Here is a 23,290-nt window from a genome sequence, read left to right on the forward strand (position 1 = left end):
GATTAAAACGCTTTTATCTCGAACAAAATTTAACCACGAAAGGTCAACACGCCCTAAAGCCTTATTTAGGACAGTTAGCCGATACAGCTATTTTTTGTCTGGCGAAAGCCCCTAGAAACCTTGATGATTGGGAAGTAAAACGATGAGCGCACCAAAGACTTGGGAATCCATTATTAATGATGAACGTGACAAAGAGTACTTTCAGAGTGTCCTCGCGTTTGTTGAACAGCAACGCAATAGTGGGAAAACCGTCTACCCTCCTCAAGAGCAGGTGTTCAGTGCCTTCGATATGACGCCTTTCGAGTCCGTACGCGTGGTTATCCTAGGGCAAGATCCTTATCACGGCGCTAACCAAGCTCATGGCTTAGCTTTTTCTGTACTGCCAGGTGTAAAAATCCCTCCTTCTCTACGTAATATGTACAAAGAGCTTGCACAAGATATAGAGGGCTTTGAGATCCCGAGCCATGGCTACCTCGATTCTTGGGCATCTCAAGGGGTGTTGATGTTGAACACTGTCCTTACAGTAGAAGAGGCAAAAGCCCACTCACATGCTAAGTGTGGTTGGGAAACCTTTACCGATGCCATTATTGCAGAGCTCAATCAGCGCTCTGAACCGATTATCTTCTTGTTGTGGGGCGCACACGCCCAGAAGAAAGGCCAAGCGATTGATGCAGATAAGCACCATGTGTTGGTTGCGCCTCATCCATCACCATTATCAGCACGCCGTGGTTTCTTCGGTTGTCAGCATTTTTCGATGACCAACGAGCTACTCTCTTCTATTAATCAACAGCCTATCGATTGGACATTACCACTGGCACTGTAGATTGATGGTTTTCTGAGCAGGGTCAAACCACAAATTGCTATCTTCATATACACTTATAAACAGTAGGTGTAATGGAGTGCAATACTATGATGATTGAAAGGATAAGACGAGAGCATGGCTATATGGCTCGTTTGCTAGCGATACTCAACAATAAGTTAGAGTTTCTAAAACAAGAGCGAGAAATAAACTATAGCCTGATCGCAGAGGTGGTTCATTATCTGATGAACCATTCAGACAAGGTGCATCACCCGAAAGAAGATGTTATTTATCGTTACTACCTAAAGCAATATGGCAGTGATCAAGTGATTGAAGACTTGGAACTGGAGCATCAATTGCTTTCCGAGAAAACGGCGGACTTTTTAGGTGTGGTCGATATGATCCTTCAAGATGCGGTGGTTCCTCAACAAGTATTTATTGAGCAGCTTGAAGCTTTTGTTAAAGCTCAACGAAAACACATGGAATATGAAGAGAAGCATGTGTTACCAATGATTGTTGAGTCGTTCACAGTTAAAGATTGGCAAGAGGTGGAGTCTCAATGGCTTCAACCTGAAGACGACCCTGTCTTTGGAGAGACAATTGCTGATGAGTACCGCCAACTCGCGGCTCGTGTTCGACAAAATGAACAAGAGTGCGTTTAGCCAGTTGTCATGTTGAAGCGTGACTATTTTAGATGCTCTCTATTTTAGAGGGCTAGTTCCCAAATGACGCTTTGAGCGGATTAAATACCTCGTAAAATAAAAAAGGCACCTATACAGGTGCTTTTTGCTATCTGATTTCTTATCGTGCTGATTAAAGCTTTATATCGTCAAGGCTAAAATCGAGACCTAGGTTCATCTCTCTAAGCTCTTTCTCAAGCTGTCTACGATCATTGATTGCCTCAATTTCACGCCATTTACGTTTGAGTGGTTTAGAGCGTGTTTTTTGAGTGGTACGAGGCATTTCTAGTTCTGATAATTCATCGAATTGAAAGCTATCCATAAGCATATCTCCTTCCGTGGGATTCGTTCTTACGAACCATTAAATATCATATTTAAGTTCACAATAACCTTGATTTGTTTCTCATTTGTTTCAAGTGTATGAAGATTTTGTTTTGTTTTATTATGCATGCTCACACATTTCGGGGATTTTTGTGTACAAAAAACAAGCAAACAAACTTAAGTAAACGATTAAATTAGGGGGGATTGAATGTTAATTCATTGTGCAAATGGAATAGCATTTTGACTACAGTGCATTTAAGTGCGCATTGTGCCGTGTAGTATAGGGATCTCATTACCCTAGAAAAAAACACAGATCTTCACTATACCTTGTAAAACCTAGGCTGACGTCATTTTTACGGGATGGTGTTTTTGTTTTTATAGTACCTTAGTTTTTGTTGATATTATGTCCTGACAATGTGATTTTTATTAGGCGCTATTGTTGAAAGTTGTGTTAACAAAAGGTGTATTATTAGTGAAATGTCATTTTAATATGTGTTTATTTTCATATTGATTTTTAGGCCGTCTCGCTGCATTATCCGCCCGTCAAAAAATACACCGATACGTAAAATGGATGCATGAAGCGACATTTACAATCTAGATCGCAACAAATAAATATAAATCTAATGCCGACACAACTATTGACACTGGCATAGGTGATCTAGAGGAAGGCTAGGAAGCAAGATCGGTGCTTAAACTCAATTACGAGGTTCACGTGACAGACTTAATCAATTTGATGAACGATCTCCTTTGGGGATCTATCTTAGTTTACTTACTCGTTGGTGTGGGTATCTACTTCACTGTACGACTAGGTTTCATTCAATTCCGCCATTTCGGCCACATGTTTTCTGTTCTTAGAAACAGCCGTAAAGCAGACAGTGCAGGTATCTCCTCTTTCCAAGCACTTTGTACTAGTCTAGCAGCACGTGTCGGTACGGGTAACATGGCTGGTGTTGCTGTAGCACTAACCGCTGGTGGCCCTGGCGCTATCTTCTGGATGTGGCTAATTGCCATGCTAGGTATGGCAACATCGTTTGCAGAAAGCACACTGGCACAGCTATACAAAACGCGTGATAACGACGGTAACTACCGCGGCGGCCCTGCATACTACATGGAGAAAGGCCTAGGTATGCGTTGGATGGGGGTTCTATTCTCTATCTTCCTAATCATTGCATTCGGTCTTGTATTCAACGCGGTTCAAGCGAACGCGATTGCAAGCGCAATGAACACGGCATTCGACTTTGAGCGCAGCTACGTTGGTGTTGGTATCGTAATTATCTCTGCATTCGTTATCTTTGGTGGTATCCGTAAGATTGCTCGCACTGCAGAAATCATTGTTCCAATTATGGCACTGGCTTACTTAGCTATCGCTATCTACGTAATGCTAATGAACATTGAGAAAGTGCCTGAAGTTCTGGCTCTTATCTTCAAGAGTGCATTCGGTCTGCAAGAAGCAGCAGCGGGTGGCCTAGGTTACGCAATCGCACAAGCGATGATTAACGGCATCAAACGTGGTTTGTTCTCGAACGAAGCGGGTATGGGTTCTGCGCCAAACGCAGCAGCTTCTGCTACGCCTTACCCACCGCATCCAGCATCACAAGGTTATGTGCAAATGCTAGGTGTGTTCATGGACACAATTGTTATCTGTTCTGCAACAGTAGCTATCATCCTGATGTCTGGTGAGTATGTACCGCACGGTGAAGTAACGGGTATCGAACTAACGCAACGTGCACTAACAGCACAAGTCGGCGAATGGGGTGGTATCTTTGTAGCGGTAGCGATTTTCTTCTTCGCTTTCACTTCAATCATTGCAAACTACTCGTACGCAGAAACAAACCTTATCTTCTTAGAGCACAACAACAAGAAGGGCCTAGTGCTGTTCCGTATCGTTGTACTGGGTATGGTTATGTTCGGTTCTCTCGCGACACTGCCAACGGTATGGGCATTAGCTGACGTATCGATGGGCCTAATGGCGATTGTGAACTTGGTAGCGATCATCTTGCTGTCGGGTATCGTGATTAAGCTAGCGAAAGACTACAACCGTCAATTAGACGCGGGTAAAGTACCCACGTTCGATGCGGATGATTTCCCAGAGCTTAAGGCTCAATTGGAAGATGGTATTTGGGTTAACAACAAGAAGAAGTAATCTTGTTGGAGTGATTCATCACTCATCCTAAAATCATTAGAAAGGCTAAGGTTTCGACCTTAGCCTTTTTCTTTGCCTGCGATATTTTCTTTATTATCGATTTTTCTTTGTAAGAGATTCTTCTTTGTAAGCGACTTACAGCTAGATCTGTCTATCAAAGTAATAGGAAGAGTCATAAAGACAAGTTGATGTTTTTTCTATACTCTAGCTGCATCCAGTTAGATAACCGATTAGGGTAAAGTTATGTTAGTTGTCGTTTCTCCAGCCAAGACATTAGATTACGAATCACCATTAGCGACTGAGCGCTTCAGCCAGCCAGAGTTTGTTGAGCACTCTGCAGAGCTTATTGAAGTGTGTCGTAAGCTGACACCTGCTGATGTATCAGCACTGATGAAGGTAAGCGATAAGATTGCTGGGCTGAACGTAGCGCGCTTTGAGCAATGGAGTGAGACCTTTACCCAAGAGAATGCTCGCCAAGCTATTTTGGCGTTCAAAGGTGACGTCTACACAGGCTTAGATGCTGAAACACTGTCGGACGATGATTTTGACTACGCACAGAATCACCTGCGCATGCTTTCTGGGTTATATGGCTTGCTTAAGCCGTTAGATCTGATGCAGCCATACCGCCTAGAGATGGGTACACGTTTGGCCAATGCTCGTGGTACTAACTTGTACCAGTTCTGGGGTAACATCATCACAGATAAGCTGAATGAAGCGCTGAATGCTCAAGGCGACAATGTGTTGATTAACCTAGCATCGAACGAATACTTTAAAGCGGTGAAGCCGAAGAGCCTTGATGGTCAAATCATCACGCCAGTTTTTAAAGATTGTAAGAATGGCCAATACAAGGTGATCAGTTTTTACGCGAAAAAAGCGCGTGGCATGATGGCTCGCTACATCATTGAGAACAAAATCGATTCAGTGGAAGCGCTAACCAAGTTTGATACCGCAGGTTACTACTTCGTTGAAGAAGAGTCGAACGCGAAAGAGTTAGTCTTCAAGCGTGAAGAGCAAAACTAACAGCCCTTGGCTAACGAGTTACTCTCGGTTTTAGCCTGTAGTTAATATTAGAGACCGAGACAGGCCAGATAGAGAAAAGCCCCATGCAGATAACTGCATGGGGCTTTTTATTGAATCATTGAAAGGCGGTTAGATTACTTGTTCTTAACGGCTTTCTTTTTCTTAGCGATTTTCTTTTTCTTAGCAATTTTTTGCTTCGCTACCGCTTTCTTATCTTCTTTCTTCGGTTTCTTTTTCTTCGTTACCGCGGCTTTCTTATGCGTTGGACGCATGCCTTCGATGAAGCGTTCTTTGATCGCATCTTCAGTGTAACGAGCCACACGTTCAATCATTAGCTGATCGTGCGCTTCAATGATAGAAACCGCGTTACCTTTCTTACCTGCACGAGCCGTACGGCCGATACGGTGTAGGTAAACATCTGCAGTACGTGGCATGTCGTAGTTAATAACGTGGCTCACATCTGGAAGGTCGATACCACGAGCTGCGACGTCCGTTGCCAGCAGTACGTTGATAGAACCGTCGCGGAAACGAGAAATCGCGTTGTTACGACGATCTTGAGGCATTTCACCTTGGATCCATACACAAGGGATCTGTGCACTTTCTAATTGAGCTCGTAGGTCACCTAGGCGGTCACGAGTCTTCAAGAAGATGATGCTGCGTTCAGCTTGCTCTGTGATGATATGTTTTAGGATATCAAGCTTGTGCTTAGCTGAATCGGCACGGTGATACCATTGAGTTATCTTCTTACGTTCACGCAATGACGATTTTGCATCGATCTCTGCTGGATTTTTCAGAAGGTCTTCAGTGAAACCTTCAATACCTTTACCTTCTAGCGTTGCTGAGAAAAGTAAAGTTTGTTTACGCCAGCGACACTCTGCAGACAGACGGTCAACAACAGGACCAAAGCCCATGTCTAGCATACGGTCAGCTTCATCGAGAACCAGCCATTCAATCGCACGGCAGTCAAAACGCTCGCCTTCAATGTATTCCATCAGACGACCAGGTGTTGCGACTACGATATCTTGAGTCGTGCTTAAGATATCTGCGTGCTCTTGGTACATCACACCGCCCGTGATCGTAAAGATATTTAGGCTGGTGTATTTAGCAAGCTCACGTGCTTGTTCGGTGATCTGCATTGCTAGCTCACGCGTTGGCGTCAGGATAAGCATACGTGCAGGGCCAGATTTCTTACGTGGGAAATCCAGTAGGTATTGCAGTGCTGGCAATACAAATGATGCTGTTTTACCAGTACCTGTTGGCGCAGAAGCCAAAACGTCTCTTCCATCTAACGCTTGTGGGATTGCTTCAGCTTGTATCTGTGTTGGGCGTTCGTAGCCCATTTCGTCAATTGCTTTAAGCAGCTCTTGGTTTAGATCGAGTTCTGCAAAGGTTCTGATCACTGTTGTTTCTCCACAAGCAATAAATGTTTCTGCCTCAAAAAGCAGACGATAAAAAAGAGTAGTCGGACATTATAGAAGCATTAGTGATTAGGATCACATGGTATTTGCTACATCTTGAGATAAAAATCTTTAGTAAGGGCAATAAATGCCTCGCTATAACCGCCATCGTGATGGATCGTAAGCGATTCACGCTGCAAATCTTGCTCGCTAACAGGATCTTTAGATAGTTCAAACAGGATTCTGCTGGGCGGTTTTTTGTCGGTTGTTTTCACATCAAGGCGCTTTGCTAGGTACCAACCACATTGCTCGGCAAGTTTGATGAAGCCTTCTCCTTCGGGCGTCGGCAGTATAAAACTGGCGGTGGCGGCATCAGTTGTTATCTCGAAACAACACTGGGCAAGTTGAAGGTGATCCAAGCTGTCGGTGTGTCTAGCGGTGGCTCTTTGACTTTGCTGTGCCTGTTCACCAGAGTTGAAGTAGGGCGGATTACAAATTATGGCATCAAATTGTTGCGAGAAATCCGTGGTTAACACGCTGTCGTGATGAAGGGAGATACGATCTTGCCAAGGCGACTGCTCAATATTGACTGTGGCAGCATCAATGGCGTGCTGATCAATATCGATCGCAGAGATTGAAGCATCCTCAAAACGCTGCGCAGCCATCAAGGCCAACAGACCTGTTCCTGTCCCTATATCGAGTACTAATGATTCAGGGGCAAGGTTAATCCATGATCCGAGTAGTACTCCATCGGTGCTAACAGGCATGCCGCTCTGTCCTCCGTAAATAGAGAACCTCTTAAAATTGAAGCTTTTAGTATTTATCGTTTTGTCTTTCATGAATATTCTGATTATCGAGATATTTTAAGTGATTAGCTCTAATGTTAACTATTTGTGTAAATTAATATTCTAATTGCTTATCTATTGTTGCTAACAATGATTGGTTAATAATTATGTTAATCTGCATATATTTAGTTTAATTCACTACTTTTTGTTTATATATGCAAATTTATATGGTGTTTTTTTATGGTGACTTGCAGCTAGCCGAGTGTTTCGTCATTATGCGCGACTATTTTAAAGATTGATTGGCAGCTTCTCGCTGTAACATTCATGTAAGCACAACATAAACTCATAAATATAATTAAGGATTATCTGTGAAACAGAGTCTAAAACTAACAGATATAATGGCATTGGGCTTTATGCTTTTTGCGTTTTTCTTAGGTGCGGGTAACATCATCTTCCCACCTCTAGCTGGCCAATTAGCTGGTGATCACTTTCTTCCAGCGATGTCTGGTTTTCTGCTGACTGCCGTTGGTCTGCCGTTAATCACTATCGTCGCGGTCGCAGTGGCGGGTGGTTCATGGGGTCATCTAACCAAAGATCTTCCTAAGCAAGCAGCAACTATCATGGCTGTGCTGATCTTCATCATCATCGGTCCCGCATTTGCTGCACCACGTACCGGTCTTGTTGCTTATGAGATGGCGGTAAAGCCGTTCTTCATTGATGCGACTCAAGTTCATCTAACTCTCTTTTCGATTGCATTTTTTGTGGTAGCGATGTTCTTCTCATGGTCACAAGGTAAGCTTATTGACGTTATTGGCAAGGTACTTACGCCTGCACTATTCGTTGGTTTGGTTGTACTGGCAGTTGCTGTGTTCATTAACCCACAAGGTGATGTCCTTGCGGCTCACGGTGAGTACATCACTCAGCCACTGACCAAAGGTTTCCTTGAAGGCTACAACACCATGGATACTTTTGCTGCTTTGATGTTTGGTATGCTGATTGTTGACGCAATTCGCAGTAAAGGCGTGACTGACCGCGCAGCAACAACTAAGTACCTAATTAGTGCGGGTTGTATTGCCGCAGCGGGTCTAGCATTTGTTTACATCTCTCTGTTCTTCCTGGGCGCAACAAGCGCAACAGTTGCAGCGGGTGCAGATAATGGCGGCGCTATCTTAAGCCTATACGTCCAATCTTTGTTTGGCCCTTCAGGTCAACTCGTGCTTTCTGTGATCGTACTATTGGCTTGTCTAACGACGGCGATTGGCCTTGTATCAGCATGTTCTGATTACTTCAGCTCGCTAACACCTTTGTCTTACAAGACCTGGGTAATCATCAACGGTGTAGCTTGTGCAACCGTAGCGAACGTTGGCCTTTCTCAGTTAATTTCTCTGTCTGTTCCAGTTCTGTTTGCACTTTATCCAGTAGCAATCGCATTGGTCGCACTGACATTCTTGCGCAGCCGTTTCCCTAATCCAAAAGCGGCTTACCGCGCAGTGGTATTAGTGTCTCTACTGTTTGCTCTTATCGATGGTGCTAAAGTTGCAGGTATGGATGTATCTGCAATGAACATGCTGCCATTGTTCGAAATCGGTATGGGTTGGTTGCTTCCAACGACTGCCGCAATCATCTGTATGTTCTTCGTTGGTAAATCAACAGAGCAAGAGATGGCTGAAGAGACTGTTTAATCTTCCGTTGAGATGACATTGTCCTTCGACATGAAATAGAAAAGGCCTCATTACTTCGCAGTAATGAGGCCTTTTTGTATTCTGTGATCTTTTAATATTCTGCTACTTCGCTACTTCGCTACTTCGCTACTGAGTTACTTAGCTGAGTGTACTTCTGTTTGGTTATAGCTTTTCGCTGTACTCAACCAGTACTTGTTCAACCCAGCTAGCGATACGGTCGTCGCTCAGTTCGTATTGTGAATCTTCATCAAGCGCCAAACCAACGAATTGAGATTGGTCTTCAGTGAGAGCTTTAGACGCTTCGAACTCGTAGCTGTCATCGTTTGGCCAGAAACCGACAAACTCTGCGCCAGCGATTTTCAGCTCATCATGCAATAGACCCATCGCATCTAAGAACCACTCGCCGTAGCCTTCTTGGTCACCTAAACCAAACAGCGCTACAACCTTGCCTTTCATTGGCGTGGTTGCAATGTCTTCCCACAGTTCATTCCAATCTTCTTGGATTTCACCGAAGTCCCAAGTTGAGATGCCGAGCAGTAAAAGATCGTAGTCCGCCATCAATGAAAGAGGGGTTTCTTTCACGTTATGGATATCAACTAGGTCTTCACCAATAATGCCGCGAATTTTCTCTGCTGCCATTTCTGTGTAGCAGGTGGTTGAGCCGTAAAATAATCCAATTTTCATAGCAAACGTTCAATTTTAATTTCAGATGGCGAATTCTAACCATAAATCGACTTCGATTGCAGCGATTATCCGCTCAAGTCGTAATTTTTATGGCATTCATATTTGCTCTGGCATACTCTCAAAACAGTTTCCAATATTGTGAGTAACACTATGCAGTCGCCTCAAGGGCAGAGCGCAGACCACGGTCTAGTAGAACAGTTTTTAGATGCTATGTGGATGGAGCGAGGATTATCGGAGAATACGCTTGTCTCGTACCGTACCGACCTGTCTAAGCTTCTAACGTGGATGGAAAAGAACAATTACCGCCTCGATTTTATTAGTCTTTCAGGACTACAGGATTATCAAGGTTGGTTAGCCGATGCTGACTTTAAGCAGACTTCCCGTGCTCGTATGTTGTCGGCCATTCGTCGCTTGTTTCAATATCTACACCGCGAGAAAGTAAGAGCCGACGATCCTAGTGCGCTGTTGATCAGTCCAAAACTGCCGAAGCGCTTGCCAAAAGATTTGAGTGAAGAGCAAGTGGATTCGCTGCTTGAAGCGCCAGATCCAAACGATCCAATCGAGCTTCGCGATAAAGCGATGCTTGAGTTACTCTATGCAACTGGTCTGCGTGTTACGGAACTCGTCAGTTTGACGATGGAAAACATCAGCCTAAGACAGGGCGTGGTGCGTGTTATTGGTAAGGGCGGTAAAGAACGCTTGGTGCCAATGGGCGAAAACGCCGTCGATTGGATAGAGACTTTTATTGAACAAGGTCGCCCACAATTACTCGGTGATAACAGCTCGGATGTGGTTTTTCCGAGTAAACGCGCGAAGCAAATGACTCGTCAAACGTTCTGGTATCGTATCAAGCATTATTCGGTTATCGCTGGTATCGACACGGATCTATTGTCACCACACGTATTGAGACATGCTTTTGCCACTCATTTACTGAACTATGGTGCCGATCTCAGGGTCGTACAGATGTTGCTTGGACATAGTGACTTATCGACCACCCAAATTTATACTCACGTGGCGACTGAAAGGCTGAAGCAAATTCACGCTCAGCATCACCCACGTGCTTAAATCCATTTATTTTTAAGGTGAACCTAATGAGCGTATTACGCCGTCTTCCTCTACTAGCGCTTCCTCTCATGATTACTGCATGTAATGCATCAGAAGCGAAAGTAGAAACAATATCAACAGCCGTAGAAGCTGCTCCAGCTCAAGCTATTGATACAGCTGCGTTAACTAAGCGTTTTGAAAAAATCGGTATTAAGGTCGATAAGATTGTTCCTTCGGATATCGATGGTCTTTTAGAAGTTCAAACCAACAGCGGTATTATCTTTTCTTCTCCAGAGGGCGATCATTTTCTAGCCGGTACACTTTACTCTTTGGATGAAAACGGTAAGTTCAGTGATGTTTTGGCTGAGCGTCAGGCTCCACTGAATGCTGAAAAAGTAGCAGCGATGTCGGATACGGTTATCGAATACAAAGCAGATAACGAAAAGTACGTTGTGACGGTATTTACTGACATTACTTGTGGCTACTGTGTTCGTCTGCACAGTCAAATGCAAGGCTACAACGATCTGGGTATCACCGTTCGTTACATGGCTTACCCACGCCAAGGTGCGACAGGGCAAGTTGCCGATCAAATGGCGGCAATCTGGGCGTCTGATGATCCAAAAACAGCTATGCATGATGCTAAAGTCAATCGTCAAATGCCAGCGTCTGGTAAAGACCTAGCAGAGCAAAAGCAGATCATTGCTAAACAATACCAACTCGGTCGTGAGCTTGGCATCAATGGCACTCCGGCTATCGTGCTAGCAAGTGGTGAGTTGGTGAGTGGTTACTTACCTCCGGCGCAACTTATTCAGCGTTTAGAGCAGTAATCTTCATTTTTTTATTACCTATTATTCCCCCCTGTTTTTGATTTAAGGAGTGGCCTGATTGATATCAGGCCCATTTTTATATGATAGAGATCCAACGCCGTCCTGAGGTCGACATTTCAGTCTTACCTGCTCACTTACCTGACTTATTAAAGCGTATTTATGTGAGTCGTGGAATCGACAGTGCTGACCAACTAGAGACAGCAGCGAAAGGCTTGCACTCTTATCAAAAACTGGGCGGCATTGATGCTGCGGTTGAATTGTTGTTCAAAGCCATTCAGCAGCAAAAACGCATCATCATTGTTGGTGACTTTGATGCCGATGGCGCAACCAGTTCGGCGTTGTCTGTGCTTGCTCTGCGTATGTTGGGCAGCTCTAACGTTGATTATCTAGTACCCAACCGTTTTGAAGATGGTTATGGCTTGAGCCCTGAGGTTGTCGAACAGGCGATCGAACTCGGTGCTGAAGTGATCATGACCGTGGACAACGGTGTCTCTTCGATTGACGGTGTTCGCTTCGCTAAAGAGAAAGGACTAGAGGTTCTGGTTACTGATCATCACTTGCCTGGTTCTGAATTACCGATTGCAGATGCAATGGTCAATCCCAACCTAGAAAGCTGCGCATTTCCTTCAAAAGCGCTAGCCGGTGTGGGTGTCGCCTTTTACCTGATGATGGCATTGTGTGTTCATATGCGTAAGTTGGGCTGGTTTGCTCAACACGGCATGACAGAACCCAAGTTGATGGAACTGATTGACCTAGTGGCTCTGGGTACTGTTGCAGATGTGGTACCACTTGATGAAAACAACCGAATCTTGGTCCACCAAGGGCTACAACGCATTCGTGCGGGTAAAGCTCGTCCGGGTATTCAAGCCTTGATTGAAATTGCTAAGCGAGATGCTAAGCGTTTAGTTGCCTCCGATTTTGGTTTTGCGCTTGGTCCACGTATCAATGCGGCTGGCCGATTGGATGACATGTCCTTTGGTGTTGAGCTGCTAATGAGTAATAACATCCATGCCGCGCGTCGAATGGCCAGCGAGTTAGATGGCTTGAACCAAACACGTAAAGAGATCGAAGAGGGCATGAAACAAGAAGCGATGGCTTTTTGTGAGCGCCTTGAATTTGGTAAAGACGATTTGCCTTCTGGTTTGGCTCTGTTTCAACGTGATTGGCATCAAGGCGTAATTGGTATTCTAGCTTCGCGTATCAAAGACAAATATCACCGCCCAGTGATCGCATTTGCTGATGGTGGTGAAGGTAGCATTAAGGGTTCATGTCGTTCGATTCCAGGTTTGCACATGCGCGATGCGCTAGACAGAATCGACACTCAAAACCCTGGCCTGATCTTGAAGTTTGGTGGTCACGCAATGGCAGCCGGGTTAACCATTATGGAAAAAGACTTCGAGCGATTCAGCAAGATGTTTGATGACGTTGTGCGTAAAGAACTCGGTGAGACGGCACTTAAGGGCATTATCTTGTCTGATGGTGAGCTGCTACCTGAAGAGTTCTCAATGCATACCGCTGAAACATTGCGTTCAGGTGGTCCGTGGGGACAAGCTTTCCCTGAGCCCATCTTTGATGGTGAGTTTAAAGTTCTGCATCAAAAATTAGTGGGTGAAAAGCACCTAAAGTTAATGCTTGAGCCATTGTATAAAGGCCACCCGACCAATGTGATGATTGATGGTATTGCCTTTAATGTTGACCTACGTCGCTGGCCTGATGCCTCAGTGAAAACGGTACATCTTGCGTTTAAGCTTGATATTAACGAGTTTCGTGGCAATCAATCGTTGCAGTTGATGATTGATCATATCGAAGCGAAATAGTTGAAGCCAAATAGCGTTATCGTTCACTGAATGAGGTTCATCATTTAGTACCTAATCCAACAAGCTCTGTTCAAAAACAGGGCTTGTTTTCCTTTATTGCCTTACAAATTTTACGTGTTTTTTCTGCCCGTCAATTTTATATCCGATTAAGTTATTGAATCTTGGTGTACCACTCTAAAAAATTCTGTATCTCCGTCACACTTTTGAGTACAATTCTCCGGTTAAATTCTACTCATAAATGATGAGCTAAAATGTTTGAAATCAATCCTATAAAAAACCGTCTGCAGGATGTGTCTGAGCGCACAAATATCCTGAGGGGGTATCTTTGACTATGACGCAAAGAAAGAGCGTCTAGAAGAAGTAAACGCAGAATTAGAACAACCGGATGTATGGAACGAACCTGAGCGTGCTCAAGCGCTAGGAAAAGAGCGTTCAGCATTGGAAGCGGTAGTAGAAACGATCGACCAACTTGACCAAGGTGTTGAGGATGTTGATGGCCTATTAGAGCTTGCGGTTGAAGAAGAAGATCAAGAAACGTTCGATGAAATTGAGCCAGAACTAGCTGAGCTTGAAGCTAAGTTAGAAAAATTGGAATTCCGTCGTATGTTCTCTGGTGATCACGACGCATCAGATTGCTACATCGATTTACAGTCAGGTTCGGGCGGTACAGAAGCTCAAGACTGGACTTCAATGATGTTGCGTATGTACTTGCGTTGGGCAGATTCGAAAGGCTTCAAGACTGAAGTTATCGAAGTGTCTGATGGCGATGTTGCTGGCCTTAAAGGCGCAACAGTACGTATCTCTGGTGAGTACGCTTACGGTTGGTTACGCACAGAGACTGGTGTTCACCGTCTAGTTCGTAAGTCACCATTTGATTCAAGTGGTCGTCGTCATACTTCATTTGCTTCTGCGTTTATCTATCCTGAGATTGATGACAACATTACGATCGACATTAATCCTTCTGACCTACGTATTGACGTATACCGTGCCTCTGGCGCTGGTGGTCAGCACGTAAACACCACGGAATCGGCGGTACGTATTACTCACGTTCCAACTAACACCGTGGTTCAGTGTCAGAATGACCGTTCGCAGCATAAGAACAAAGATCAAGCGATGAAGCAGCTACGTGCTAAGCTTTTTGAACTTGAGATTCAAAAGCAAAATGCTGAAAAACAAGCGAGCGAAGAAACGAAATCAGACATCGGTTGGGGCAGTCAGATCCGCTCTTACGTGCTGGATGATTCACGTATCAAAGATTTACGCACCGGCATCGAAAACCGTAATACTCAAGCGGTTCTTGACGGTGACTTAGACAAGTTTATTGAAGCTAGCCTGAAATCAGGTCTGTAAGCTTTATCAACTATTAAGCTTTACCAATAATATTGGTAAAAATGCCTATATTTTCAAAAATATAGCTGTCCAAATTATAAAAGCAGGGTACATCTCAAATGACTGATGCTGTTCAAAACGAAAATGCACAAGAAGCTTCTTCACCTGAAGAGAACAAACTAATCGCTGAGCGCCGTAGCAAGCTGGATCATATCCGCCAAAACTGCAAAGCTAACGGTCACCCAAATGATTTCCGTCGTGAGCACCTAGCTGGCGATCTTCAAGCGGAATTCGGTGAGAAGACTAAGGAAGAGCTAGAAGAGCTTAACCACATCGTTGCGATCGCAGGTCGTATTATGGCGAAGCGTGGTCCATTTCTAGCGATTCAAGAAACTTCTGGTCGTATCCAAGCGTACGCAGCGAAAGACGTTCAAAAAGTACTGAAAGAGAAGTACCAAGGCCTAGATATCGGCGACATCATCGGTGTTAAAGGTGCGCTTCACAAGTCTGGTAAAGGCGACCTTTACGTGAACATGGAAGAGTTTGAATTGCTAACCAAAGCACTTCGTCCTCTGCCAGAGAAGTTCCACGGTCTAACTGACCAAGAGATGCGCTACCGTCAGCGTTACGTTGATCTAATCGTGAACGAAGACTCTCGTAACACATTCATCGTGCGTTCTAAGCTTGTGTCTTCAATCCGTAACTTCATGAGCTCAAAAGGCTACCTAGAAGTTGAAACGCCAATGATGCACGTGATCCCAGGCGGTGCAACAGCACGTCCATTCATCACTCATCACAACGCACTAGACATCGACATGTACCTACGTGTTGCACCTGAGCTTTACCTTAAGCGTCTAGTAGTTGGTGGTTTTGACCGTGTATTCGAGATCAACCGTAACTTCCGTAACGAAGGTCTTTCTCCACGTCACAACCCAGAATTCACAATGATGGAATTCTACCAAGCGTACTCTGACTACAAAGATCTAATGGATCTAACGGAAGAGATGCTAAGCACAGCGGCGATGGACGTTCTTGGTTCTACTTCTATGCCTTACGGTGACGAAACAGTTGAGTTCGGTGGCACTTACGCTCGCATGAGCATGTTCGATGCAATCAAACACTACACACCTGAAAATGCAAACATTCAAGCTCTGACTGAAGATGATCTTCAGAACAGAGAATTGATGGTTAAAATTGCAGAAGAAGTGGGTCTTTACGTTGAGAAGTTCTGGACATGTGGTCAGCTTCTTGAAGAGATCTTTGGTGAAACGGCTGAGCCTCAGTTAATTCAACCAACGTTCATCACGGGTTACCCAGCGGACATCTCTCCACTGGCTCGTCGTAGCGACAGCAACCCATTCTTCACAGACCGCTTTGAGTTCTTCATCGGTGGCCGTGAAGTAGCGAACGGTTTCTCTGAGCTTAACGATGCACAAGACCAAGACGAGCGTTTCAAAGCACAAGTTAACGCAAAAGACGCGGGTGATGACGAAGCTATGTACTACGATGCGGACTACATTACTGCACTAGAGCACGGCCTACCGCCAACAGCGGGTCAAGGTATTGGTATCGATCGTCTAGCGATGCTATTTACTAACACGCACACAATCCGTGACGTGATCTTGTTCCCGGCAATGCGCCCACAAGCGTAATTTTCGCTTATGGGGTGTTACTGCCCGTGTAATTTAAAAGCCACCTTCGGGTGGCTTTTTCGGTTTTTAGCGTCAAAACCTAGCTCGTACCGCACTCTTGATTCGAAAAATGATTATTTATGACATAGTCTTACCATTGAGACAAAAAATCTAAGATAGTCTCATTACTATACGTATCGGATCTGAATACGATCTTGCGGCAACTTTGTACCCGTATGATTCGTTTAACTCGTGTTAGCCTGATTGAAAAAATAAAAACAGAATAAGGAAGAAGGATGGGAACTCAATTTAAGATGGATTCCTTACCAGGTTCTCTTATCGTCGTTGGTGGTGCGTACGAACCCTGGTTATCAGTGTTAGAACAAGTGGGTTGGCAATGTACCCAGTGTGCAGATTTACGAAAAGCCGATGCCTTAATTACTGATATTGGCCCCTGCATTGGCATTGTGGATCTTAGTCATGATGAGTTTAGCCTTAACGGTATCGCTAATCTCGTGAGCAACAACAAGCAAGTAAGATGGCTCGCCTTTATTCGTGAATCGCAATTGAGCTCTGATACCATTTGCCAATTTATCGTGAACTTCTGTATCGACTTTTTCACGGCGCCAATCCCAGATGCCCAGTTATTGAGTACCATTGGTCACCAATTGGGTATGCTCAAGCTTGAGCAGAAAGTATGGCCAAACTACGGCATCAACAACAATATGGGTTTGCTTGGCGACTCTGTGGCTGTGAAGCGTTTGAGAGACCAAGTAAAGCGCATTGGGCCGACTGATGTCAGTATCCTGATTTACGGTGAGAGTGGGACAGGAAAAGAGACAATTGCACGTTCCATTCATCAAAATTCATCGCGAGCTCAGAAACCATTTTTAACTGTGAATTGCCGTGCTCTATCTGAAATGAGGATAGAGACTGAGATGTTTGGTATTTCAGCCCCAGCAACGGCAGCGCCTTGTATGTTGGAAGAAGCCGATGGCGGAACCCTCTTACTCAACGATGTCCTAGCGATGCCTCGTAATCAACAATTGAACCTTTTACGCTTTTTACAAGAAGGGAAAATTGAAACCACGAAGGGAGCTAAGTCGGTTGATGTTCGCATTTTGGCTGCTAACTCTTCTGATATTGAAAAGGCATTGATCGAGGGCGACTTCAATGAAGAGCTTTATCATTACATCAATGTTCTGCGTATTCATGTTCCTAGCTTAAAAGAACGTGTGAGTGATATTTCAGTGCTAGCGAATCATTTTCTGCGTGAGTACTCAAAAGAGTTTAATGCGCAAGCGAAGAGCTTCTCAGACGATGCTATCCGCTCGATGAGTCGCTACCATTGGCCTGGCAACGTTCGTGAATTGATGAATCAGATTAAGCGTGTTGTGTTGATGTCTGATGCTGTCATCATTGAGGATCATCAACTGGATTTACCAAAACAGAATGATGAACGCCGCAGTCTGAAAAGTATACGTGAACGTTCAGAGCGAGATGCTTTACTCATTGTGTTGGAATCTTATGGTGGTCAAGTGTCTTTGGCCGCTAAGGAGCTTGGAGTTTCACGCGCAACTATGTACCGCTTACTCAATAAACATGGTCTTATATCTGAGGGCGTTGTTTAGAACGTTCTATTCATTGACTCTATCCGGTGAGTGAAAATTCAAGGGCCACGTATCATACGTGGCTTTTTTGTTTCTGAAGGATAGTCCGCTGTTCTATAGAGAGAGCCCTAAGATAGATATGCTGTGATTTTATATAATCATAGTGAATATGTTATATGTAAATGAATATGCAACTGATATTTCAGGCGAATGCATTGTTTTAAAAATGTTAACCAATTATCGGTTGAATAATATACTCACTTGGTTAGACTTTAACCGTGAAAGCAACGATTTAACAAAGACTTGTCTGCTTTTACAACCCCATTTCTTTTTGGATTTCTTAGTTAGCTTGGAGGCGCAAATGAAACATTTCGATTTTATACAGCATATTTGCGCGTCGTTTGATCCGTGTACTGACATGGTGACTGATATGTCACACACATCAGCCATGGCCGATCGAAACACCCAAGATAAACCTAACTAATAGATCCGTACCCTTATTTGGCTGCGGAAAAATAGCAGCTAAGTGAGAAGCCCTCATACTATCTAGAACGCTATTTTTCCTCAGTTGATTCAACAACTGGAGAGTTATAATGCGTCACTCAGTATACTTAAAACTAGCAACAGTCCTTATCCGTGCCGATCTTCGTCGTGAAGAGCGTGAATGGCAACGAAAAGTTCGTCGTAGTTCATATGATCTACCGTGGAACAATACTCACTTATTGAGAGATATTGGCCTTGAAGCCGATGGTCGACCAATTGGTTTTTCTGAGCCTGAAGTTGTCACGATTGAGCGCCGAGTACGCCATCTTCGTCGTGTCCTAAGTGCGCGAATACCGACGTAATCTGCGGGGTTGATAGCACCGTTCAACCCCTAAGCTAAGTCACAGTGATGGTTATGGCGTCGAAAGTGCAAATTTTTGAACTAGAACTGGCCAAAAAAGAGAAGCTATTGCTTCTCTTTTTTGCTTTTTTAAGTCGTTATCTAGTAAAGGTAAATAGTTCGGCTAAGCTTTATAGAGCAAGGGAGGCTGACTATGCAGAAGCATCAATTAGACATGTGGTTACATGGAGAGCACAAAGACTCTTATCAGACACCGAAAGTGTACGTTATTGGTTGCTCTGATATCTCAGAATATCTACTGGCGGTGGAGTACAAACACAAGCTAGAACCGGTAAAGCAAGACGGCGAGCCGCTTCACTTTGGATCCTTGGATCAAGTGAAAGAGGAATTACTCCGGCTCGGCTTTGAAAAGGCCTACCTTCGCTTGCACAACGCGTATGATGAGTTTGGTAATGAACCCAACCAAAGCTACTGCGATATTGAACTGGCGCTCAAACCTCATTAGAGAGTATTTTTAACGAGCGTTGTAGTGAGAAATTACTTCTAAATTGAGACGGTTTATAACGTACTGATCTTTTAGCCTATCTATGCTAGATAAAACCTCTATGCGTAATGGCTTTCTATGCGTAATGGGTTGTCAGCAATCTGTGGGTGAATTGAGTTCGTAGATAGAAACCACGAGGTTTGGTCTTTATTGGTTTCCCACTTGCACCGTAAGCTTCTGTTAACACTCGACTGTTGGCGGCTTTTGGTCGCAAATGCAGTGCTTCGCCGTGTCTTGCTGTTATCTGTTCAACATTACCTAACACGATCAGCTCCATGAGCTCTTCCCAATCCCTTTTTAAGATCTCGTCTTCCGCTTGGGTTGGTGTCCACAATAAAGGGGATCCTACATGCCTTTCTGCCAGTGGGATCTCTCTTTCTCCCTCTACCGGGATCCACAACACTTTAGACAGCTTGTTTCGAACGTGACTGGTTTCCCACGTTATGCCTTGCACGCCCATCAATGGCGCGACACAAACAAAGGTGGTTTCGAGTGGCTTCCCTGAATAACCAATCGGGATACTTTTTAGCTCGATCCCGAGCTTGGCAAAATCTTGTTCTGGTTTACTGCCAGCTGGCGCACCCAAGTGCCATTCCAATAGTTGTCCAACCCAGCCTTTATCTCGCTTTAGGTCGTTTGGTACAACCATATTGGCTTCATCGGCGAGCTCTTTGAAGGTCATTCCTGCAATAGCATATGCTCTGTCTAACAGCTCTTGTTGTGTTTGTGGTTCTGGTTTCATAATAAAAGGCATGATCAAAAAAATGATTTTACCAGAAGTTATCACCATATGACGACTGGTTAAGAAATGATCGCCTAGCTAGAGAAGGGATCAAACTCATGGTTATCCACAGGACATGAAGGTAATTAATTGAAATATTAATTTAGTGGATAAATAAACAGGGGTTTGCAGGGGATAAAATGCTTGCTAAATAGGGTTTGAAATGAATCTTTCACTTACTAGTGTGGATAAACATCGGAGTGGTTGATCTTTAATCACGGGTGATTTTTAAAAGATCTTTTGCTTTTTTCATGTTTTTAAAATTGATGGATTTATTTTAATTTATTGATTTTTAATTGTTTTATTTTGGTGTGGGTGGTTTTTTGTTTTTGGTTCTGATGAATCTATGGATTAAAAAAAACGATTGAGGGTAATTCTTCACATAGTTATTCACAGAAAAGGTGAATAAATGTGGTCTATGTCTCACTCTTGTGTGGGTAACTAAGATTTGAGCAAAACTTATCCATATTCGTAGTTATTATTCATAAATATAGCGCTTGTCACGTCACTAAGTTTGCTCCGATTGGGGATATGTGGAAAAATCAGTGTAATTAAAAATTTAGATAGAGGTTGGCCAGTGATAGATGGCGATGGTTACCGATTAAATGTTGGTATTGTAATCTGTAACAACCATGGTCAGGTCTTCTGGGCTAAACGATACGGGCAACATTCATGGCAATTCCCTCAAGGGGGAATAGATGAAGGTGAAACTCCGGAACAGGCAATGTACCGCGAGTTGTATGAAGAGGTTGGCCTTACTAAAAAGGATGTAAAGATCGTCGCGACAAGTCGTCATTGGTTACGCTATAAGCTGCCCAAACGACTGGTTCGGTGGGATTCTAAACCTGTCTGTATTGGACAAAAACAGAAGTGGTTTCTTTTACGCTTAGATTGCGATGAATCGCATATCAATATGCAGCGTGGAAGCACACCTGAGTTTGATGGTTGGCGTTGGGTGAGTTACTGGTACCCGGTTCGACAAGTTGTATCTTTCAAGCGAGATGTTTACCGTCGAGCGATGAAAGAATTCGCATCTTTAGCAATGCCGTTTAAAGAGCGAAAAACAAAAGGAAAGCGCAAATTGCGTAGAGGTTAAGCATGCTCAGCCAACTAAGGGAAATAGTTGAACACGTATCAAGAGTTGAAGATGTGTCGACGGCTCTTGATATTTTGGTTAAAGAGACATGCAGCGCGATGCAGACGGAATGTTGCACCGTGTATTTGGCAAATAATGATATGCAGCGTCTTGAGTTGATGGCAACTCAAGGCCTGATCTTCAAAGGCAATAGCATTCACATTGGTTTTGACGAAGGTTTGGTTGGCCTTGTTAAAAGAAGTGCTGAACCGATCAACCTTGCACAGGCGTCTGCTCACCCTGCTTATAAGTTTTTTCCAGAGCTTGGAGAAAAGGTTTATCACTCTTTTCTCGGCACTCCGATTATCTATCGCAAGCAAGTGCTTGGCGTATTGGTCATCCAACAGAAGTCCCCCCGTTTATTCAGTGAGATGGAAGAATCCTTCCTTGTTACACTCTCAGCACAACTTGCGGTTATTGTGGCGCATGCCCAAACTCAAGGCCATTGGCTGTTAGAGCAACAGAAGCTACCTGCGACCAAAGGTATTGCAGCTTCATCGGGTGTGGCGATTGGTGACTTATGGTGGGACAACACTCAGCCTGAACTCACCGATGTTTACCCTGCTTCGACGCTCAATGTTGAAAGGGAGCATGAGCTGTTGGCAGTCGCTGTCGAAAATGCTCTCAATGATTTCAAGCGAATGCGAAAGCGTTTAGACAGTGAAATCAATAAAGACGCGTTGGCGATCTTTGATCTGTTTACTCACTTACTCAACGATCCGATGTTACGTAAGGATCTCAAGAGCCAAATTCAGAAAGGCGACAAAGCCGATTGGGCATTGAGACAGGTTGTTGAGAGTTACTCTAACCGTTTTGCTCGTATGTCAGATGTGTACCTTCGGGAGAGAGCGCAAGACGTCCGAGAGCTTGGTCAAAGGCTGCTCTATTTCCTCCACAATTCTGAACATGAACTTCGCACGTTAGATAAACCGATTATTTTGGTGGTTCGTGAGTTAACGGCCTCTGTATTAGCGTCTATTCCTAAAGAAAAACTATTAGCGGTTATTTCCTTGGAAGGGGCGGCGAACTCGCACGCAGCGATTTTATCTCGAGCTTTGGGTATCCCTTCTGTTATGGGGGTTAACCTTAATCTTTCGCAAGCTAATGGTAAGCAAGCGATTGTTGACGGGTATAGCGGCGAGATCTTTATTGAGCCGACTAAAAACCTGCTCAAAGAGTATCGGGGGCTGATTCTAGAAGAGAGTGAGCTCTCCTCTATGGTCAATCGAGAACTGTACTTACCGGCAAAAACGAAAGACGACAAGCAAGTCGAGATTCTGCTTAATGCGGGTTTGAGTGCAGACACTAACATCGCTATCAACCAAGGGGTTGATGGGGTTGGTCTGTATCGAACCGAAATTTCTTTCTTGTTGCAGCAAAGGTTTCCGTCAGAGGACGAACAATTCAAACAGTATCGTTCTGTGCTTGCGAGTTACCCTGAGAAGCAAGTGGTGATGCGAACCTTGGATATTGGTGGAGATAAGGCGTTACCTTACTTCCCAATAGAAGAAGATAATCCATTCCTTGGTTGGCGTGGTATTCGTTTTACCCTTGATCACCCCGACATCTTTATTATTCAGTTACGTGCGATGCTACGTGCGAGCTGTGAAAGCCATAACTTGAGTATCTTGCTGCCGATGATTTCTGGTGCGCAGGAGCTGGATGACGCGTTCCAACTGATTGAACAAGCGTATGACGAAGTGCATGAGCTTGATAACCGAGTGCGTATGCCGCGTATCGGTATCATGATTGAAGTGCCATCCATGCTTTACCTTCTTCCGCTTATTGCGGATAAAGTTGATTTCGTTTCGGTGGGCACCAATGACTTAACTCAATATTTATTGGCGGTTGACCGGAACAATTCCCGTGTCTCTGATGTCTATGAATCCATGCACCCTGCAGTGATCATGGCATTGAAACATATCCATGATACTTGTAAGCAATATCAATTGCCGGTGTGTATATGTGGAGAGCTTGCGGGTGATCCAATGGGTGCATTGCTCTTGATTGGGTTAGGGTATGAGACGTTAAGTATGAACACCTCAAATGTCGCAAGGACTAAGTATTTGATTCGTCAATCTAAGCTTAGTGAACTGCAAGATTTGGCAAATGAGGCGCTATCAAAACCGTATGGAAGTGACATCTATAGTATGATGCTCAACTATTTCGAAGAGCGTGAATTTACAGGCTTCATTCGAGCGGGTAAAAAATAGGATT

Annotated in this window: 20 protein-coding genes; 15 read left to right on the forward strand and 5 right to left on the reverse strand. The window is 44.1% G+C overall.

What is annotated here, in order from left to right:
* Positions 1-142 precede the first annotated feature (142 nt).
* Both ung and AB6D07_RS12340 read left to right on the forward strand, forming a co-directional pair.
* On the forward strand, positions 143-823 hold the full coding sequence (ung, locus tag AB6D07_RS12335) for a uracil-DNA glycosylase (protein ID WP_017102986.1): 681 nt from the start codon (positions 143-145) through the stop codon (positions 821-823).
* Between the two features lie 86 nt (positions 824-909).
* Positions 910-1,461: a hemerythrin domain-containing protein gene (locus tag AB6D07_RS12340; RefSeq protein ID WP_017102987.1), complete on the forward strand. Its 552-nt coding sequence runs from the start codon at positions 910-912 to the stop codon at positions 1,459-1,461.
* A 151-nt stretch (positions 1,462-1,612) separates the two neighbouring features.
* Here the strand turns inward: AB6D07_RS12340 and AB6D07_RS12345 are convergent, their stop codons facing one another.
* Entirely contained in the window at positions 1,613-1,801 is a 189-nt protein-coding gene (locus tag AB6D07_RS12345; protein ID WP_009848419.1) for a DUF3545 family protein, read from the reverse strand.
* A 711-nt stretch (positions 1,802-2,512) separates the two neighbouring features.
* On the opposite strand from AB6D07_RS12345, the gene AB6D07_RS12350 reads away from it, so the two are divergent.
* Together AB6D07_RS12350 and yaaA are read left to right on the forward strand one after the other, a co-directional pair.
* Complete coding sequence (locus AB6D07_RS12350) at positions 2,513-3,943, forward strand: sodium:alanine symporter family protein (protein ID WP_009848420.1); 1,431 nt, start codon at positions 2,513-2,515, stop codon at positions 3,941-3,943.
* A 243-nt stretch (positions 3,944-4,186) separates the two neighbouring features.
* Positions 4,187-4,963, forward strand: a complete 777-nt coding sequence (gene yaaA / locus AB6D07_RS12355) for a peroxide stress protein YaaA (protein ID WP_017102988.1) — start codon at positions 4,187-4,189, stop codon at positions 4,961-4,963.
* Between the two features lie 134 nt (positions 4,964-5,097).
* Here yaaA and srmB read toward each other — a convergent pair whose 3' ends face one another.
* On the reverse strand, positions 5,098-6,363 hold the full coding sequence (srmB, locus tag AB6D07_RS12360) for an ATP-dependent RNA helicase SrmB (protein WP_009848422.1): 1,266 nt from the start codon (positions 6,361-6,363) through the stop codon (positions 5,098-5,100).
* 107 nt (positions 6,364-6,470) lie between these two features.
* Complete coding sequence (locus tag AB6D07_RS12365) at positions 6,471-7,199, reverse strand: tRNA1(Val) (adenine(37)-N6)-methyltransferase (RefSeq protein ID WP_017098336.1); 729 nt, start codon at positions 7,197-7,199, stop codon at positions 6,471-6,473.
* A gap of 314 nt (positions 7,200-7,513) precedes the next feature.
* On the opposite strand from AB6D07_RS12365, the gene brnQ reads away from it, so the two are divergent.
* Positions 7,514-8,827 carry a branched-chain amino acid transport system II carrier protein gene (gene brnQ / locus AB6D07_RS12370; protein ID WP_017100503.1) on the forward strand — a complete coding sequence of 438 codons (1,314 nt, stop codon included), beginning with the start codon at positions 7,514-7,516 and terminating at the stop codon, positions 8,825-8,827.
* A 162-nt stretch (positions 8,828-8,989) separates the two neighbouring features.
* Here the strand turns inward: brnQ and fldB are convergent, their stop codons facing one another.
* Positions 8,990-9,511, reverse strand: a complete 522-nt coding sequence (gene fldB, locus AB6D07_RS12375; RefSeq protein WP_009848425.1) for a flavodoxin FldB — start codon at positions 9,509-9,511, stop codon at positions 8,990-8,992.
* Positions 9,512-9,661: 150 nt separating this feature from the next.
* Between fldB and xerD the strand changes: the two genes are divergently transcribed.
* The 8 genes from xerD to AB6D07_RS12415 all read left to right on the forward strand — a co-directional run bounded on the left by xerD (position 9,662) and on the right by AB6D07_RS12415 (position 19,118).
* Positions 9,662-10,576, forward strand: a complete 915-nt coding sequence (gene xerD, locus AB6D07_RS12380; protein ID WP_009848426.1) for a site-specific tyrosine recombinase XerD — start codon at positions 9,662-9,664, stop codon at positions 10,574-10,576.
* A 26-nt stretch (positions 10,577-10,602) separates the two neighbouring features.
* Complete coding sequence (locus tag AB6D07_RS12385) at positions 10,603-11,382, forward strand: thioredoxin fold domain-containing protein (protein WP_017102989.1); 780 nt, start codon at positions 10,603-10,605, stop codon at positions 11,380-11,382.
* A gap of 80 nt (positions 11,383-11,462) precedes the next feature.
* On the forward strand, positions 11,463-13,199 hold the full coding sequence (gene recJ, locus AB6D07_RS12390) for a single-stranded-DNA-specific exonuclease RecJ (protein WP_017102990.1): 1,737 nt from the start codon (positions 11,463-11,465) through the stop codon (positions 13,197-13,199).
* Between the two features lie 251 nt (positions 13,200-13,450).
* Positions 13,451-14,549, forward strand: a protein-coding gene (gene prfB, locus AB6D07_RS12395; protein WP_100208942.1) for a peptide chain release factor 2 whose coding sequence is annotated in 2 segments (ribosomal slippage) — positions 13,451-13,525 and positions 13,527-14,549 — 1,098 coding nt in all. Because the reading frame shifts where the segments join, the coding sequence is not laid out codon by codon here.
* A 98-nt stretch (positions 14,550-14,647) separates the two neighbouring features.
* Positions 14,648-16,180 (forward strand): lysine--tRNA ligase, encoded by a 1,533-nt coding sequence (gene lysS / locus AB6D07_RS12400; RefSeq protein ID WP_009848430.1) that lies wholly within the window; start codon positions 14,648-14,650, stop codon positions 16,178-16,180.
* Positions 16,181-16,455: 275 nt separating this feature from the next.
* A complete protein-coding gene (vpsR, locus tag AB6D07_RS12405; RefSeq protein ID WP_009848431.1) occupies positions 16,456-17,790 on the forward strand; it encodes a cyclic-di-GMP-binding transcriptional regulator VpsR in 1,335 nt (444 codons plus the stop codon).
* Between the two features lie 572 nt (positions 17,791-18,362).
* Positions 18,363-18,614, forward strand: a complete 252-nt coding sequence (locus AB6D07_RS12410; protein WP_004735015.1) for a hypothetical protein — start codon at positions 18,363-18,365, stop codon at positions 18,612-18,614.
* A 192-nt stretch (positions 18,615-18,806) separates the two neighbouring features.
* Complete coding sequence (locus AB6D07_RS12415) at positions 18,807-19,118, forward strand: DUF6482 family protein (protein WP_009848433.1); 312 nt, start codon at positions 18,807-18,809, stop codon at positions 19,116-19,118.
* Between the two features lie 115 nt (positions 19,119-19,233).
* Here the strand turns inward: AB6D07_RS12415 and mutH are convergent, their stop codons facing one another.
* Complete coding sequence (gene mutH, locus AB6D07_RS12420) at positions 19,234-19,899, reverse strand: DNA mismatch repair endonuclease MutH (protein ID WP_086017877.1); 666 nt, start codon at positions 19,897-19,899, stop codon at positions 19,234-19,236.
* A gap of 616 nt (positions 19,900-20,515) precedes the next feature.
* Between mutH and rppH the strand changes: the two genes are divergently transcribed.
* Complete coding sequence (gene rppH, locus AB6D07_RS12425) at positions 20,516-21,034, forward strand: RNA pyrophosphohydrolase (protein WP_009848435.1); 519 nt, start codon at positions 20,516-20,518, stop codon at positions 21,032-21,034.
* A 2-nt stretch (positions 21,035-21,036) separates the two neighbouring features.
* Positions 21,037-23,286 carry a phosphoenolpyruvate--protein phosphotransferase gene (gene ptsP / locus AB6D07_RS12430; RefSeq protein ID WP_012603267.1) on the forward strand — a complete coding sequence of 750 codons (2,250 nt, stop codon included), beginning with the start codon at positions 21,037-21,039 and terminating at the stop codon, positions 23,284-23,286.
* Positions 23,287-23,290 lie beyond the last annotated feature (4 nt).

The sequence above is a fragment of the Vibrio sp. 10N.239.312.C11 genome (assembly GCF_041466065.1).
Taxonomy (GTDB): Bacteria; Pseudomonadota; Gammaproteobacteria; order Enterobacterales; family Vibrionaceae; genus Vibrio; species Vibrio tasmaniensis_A.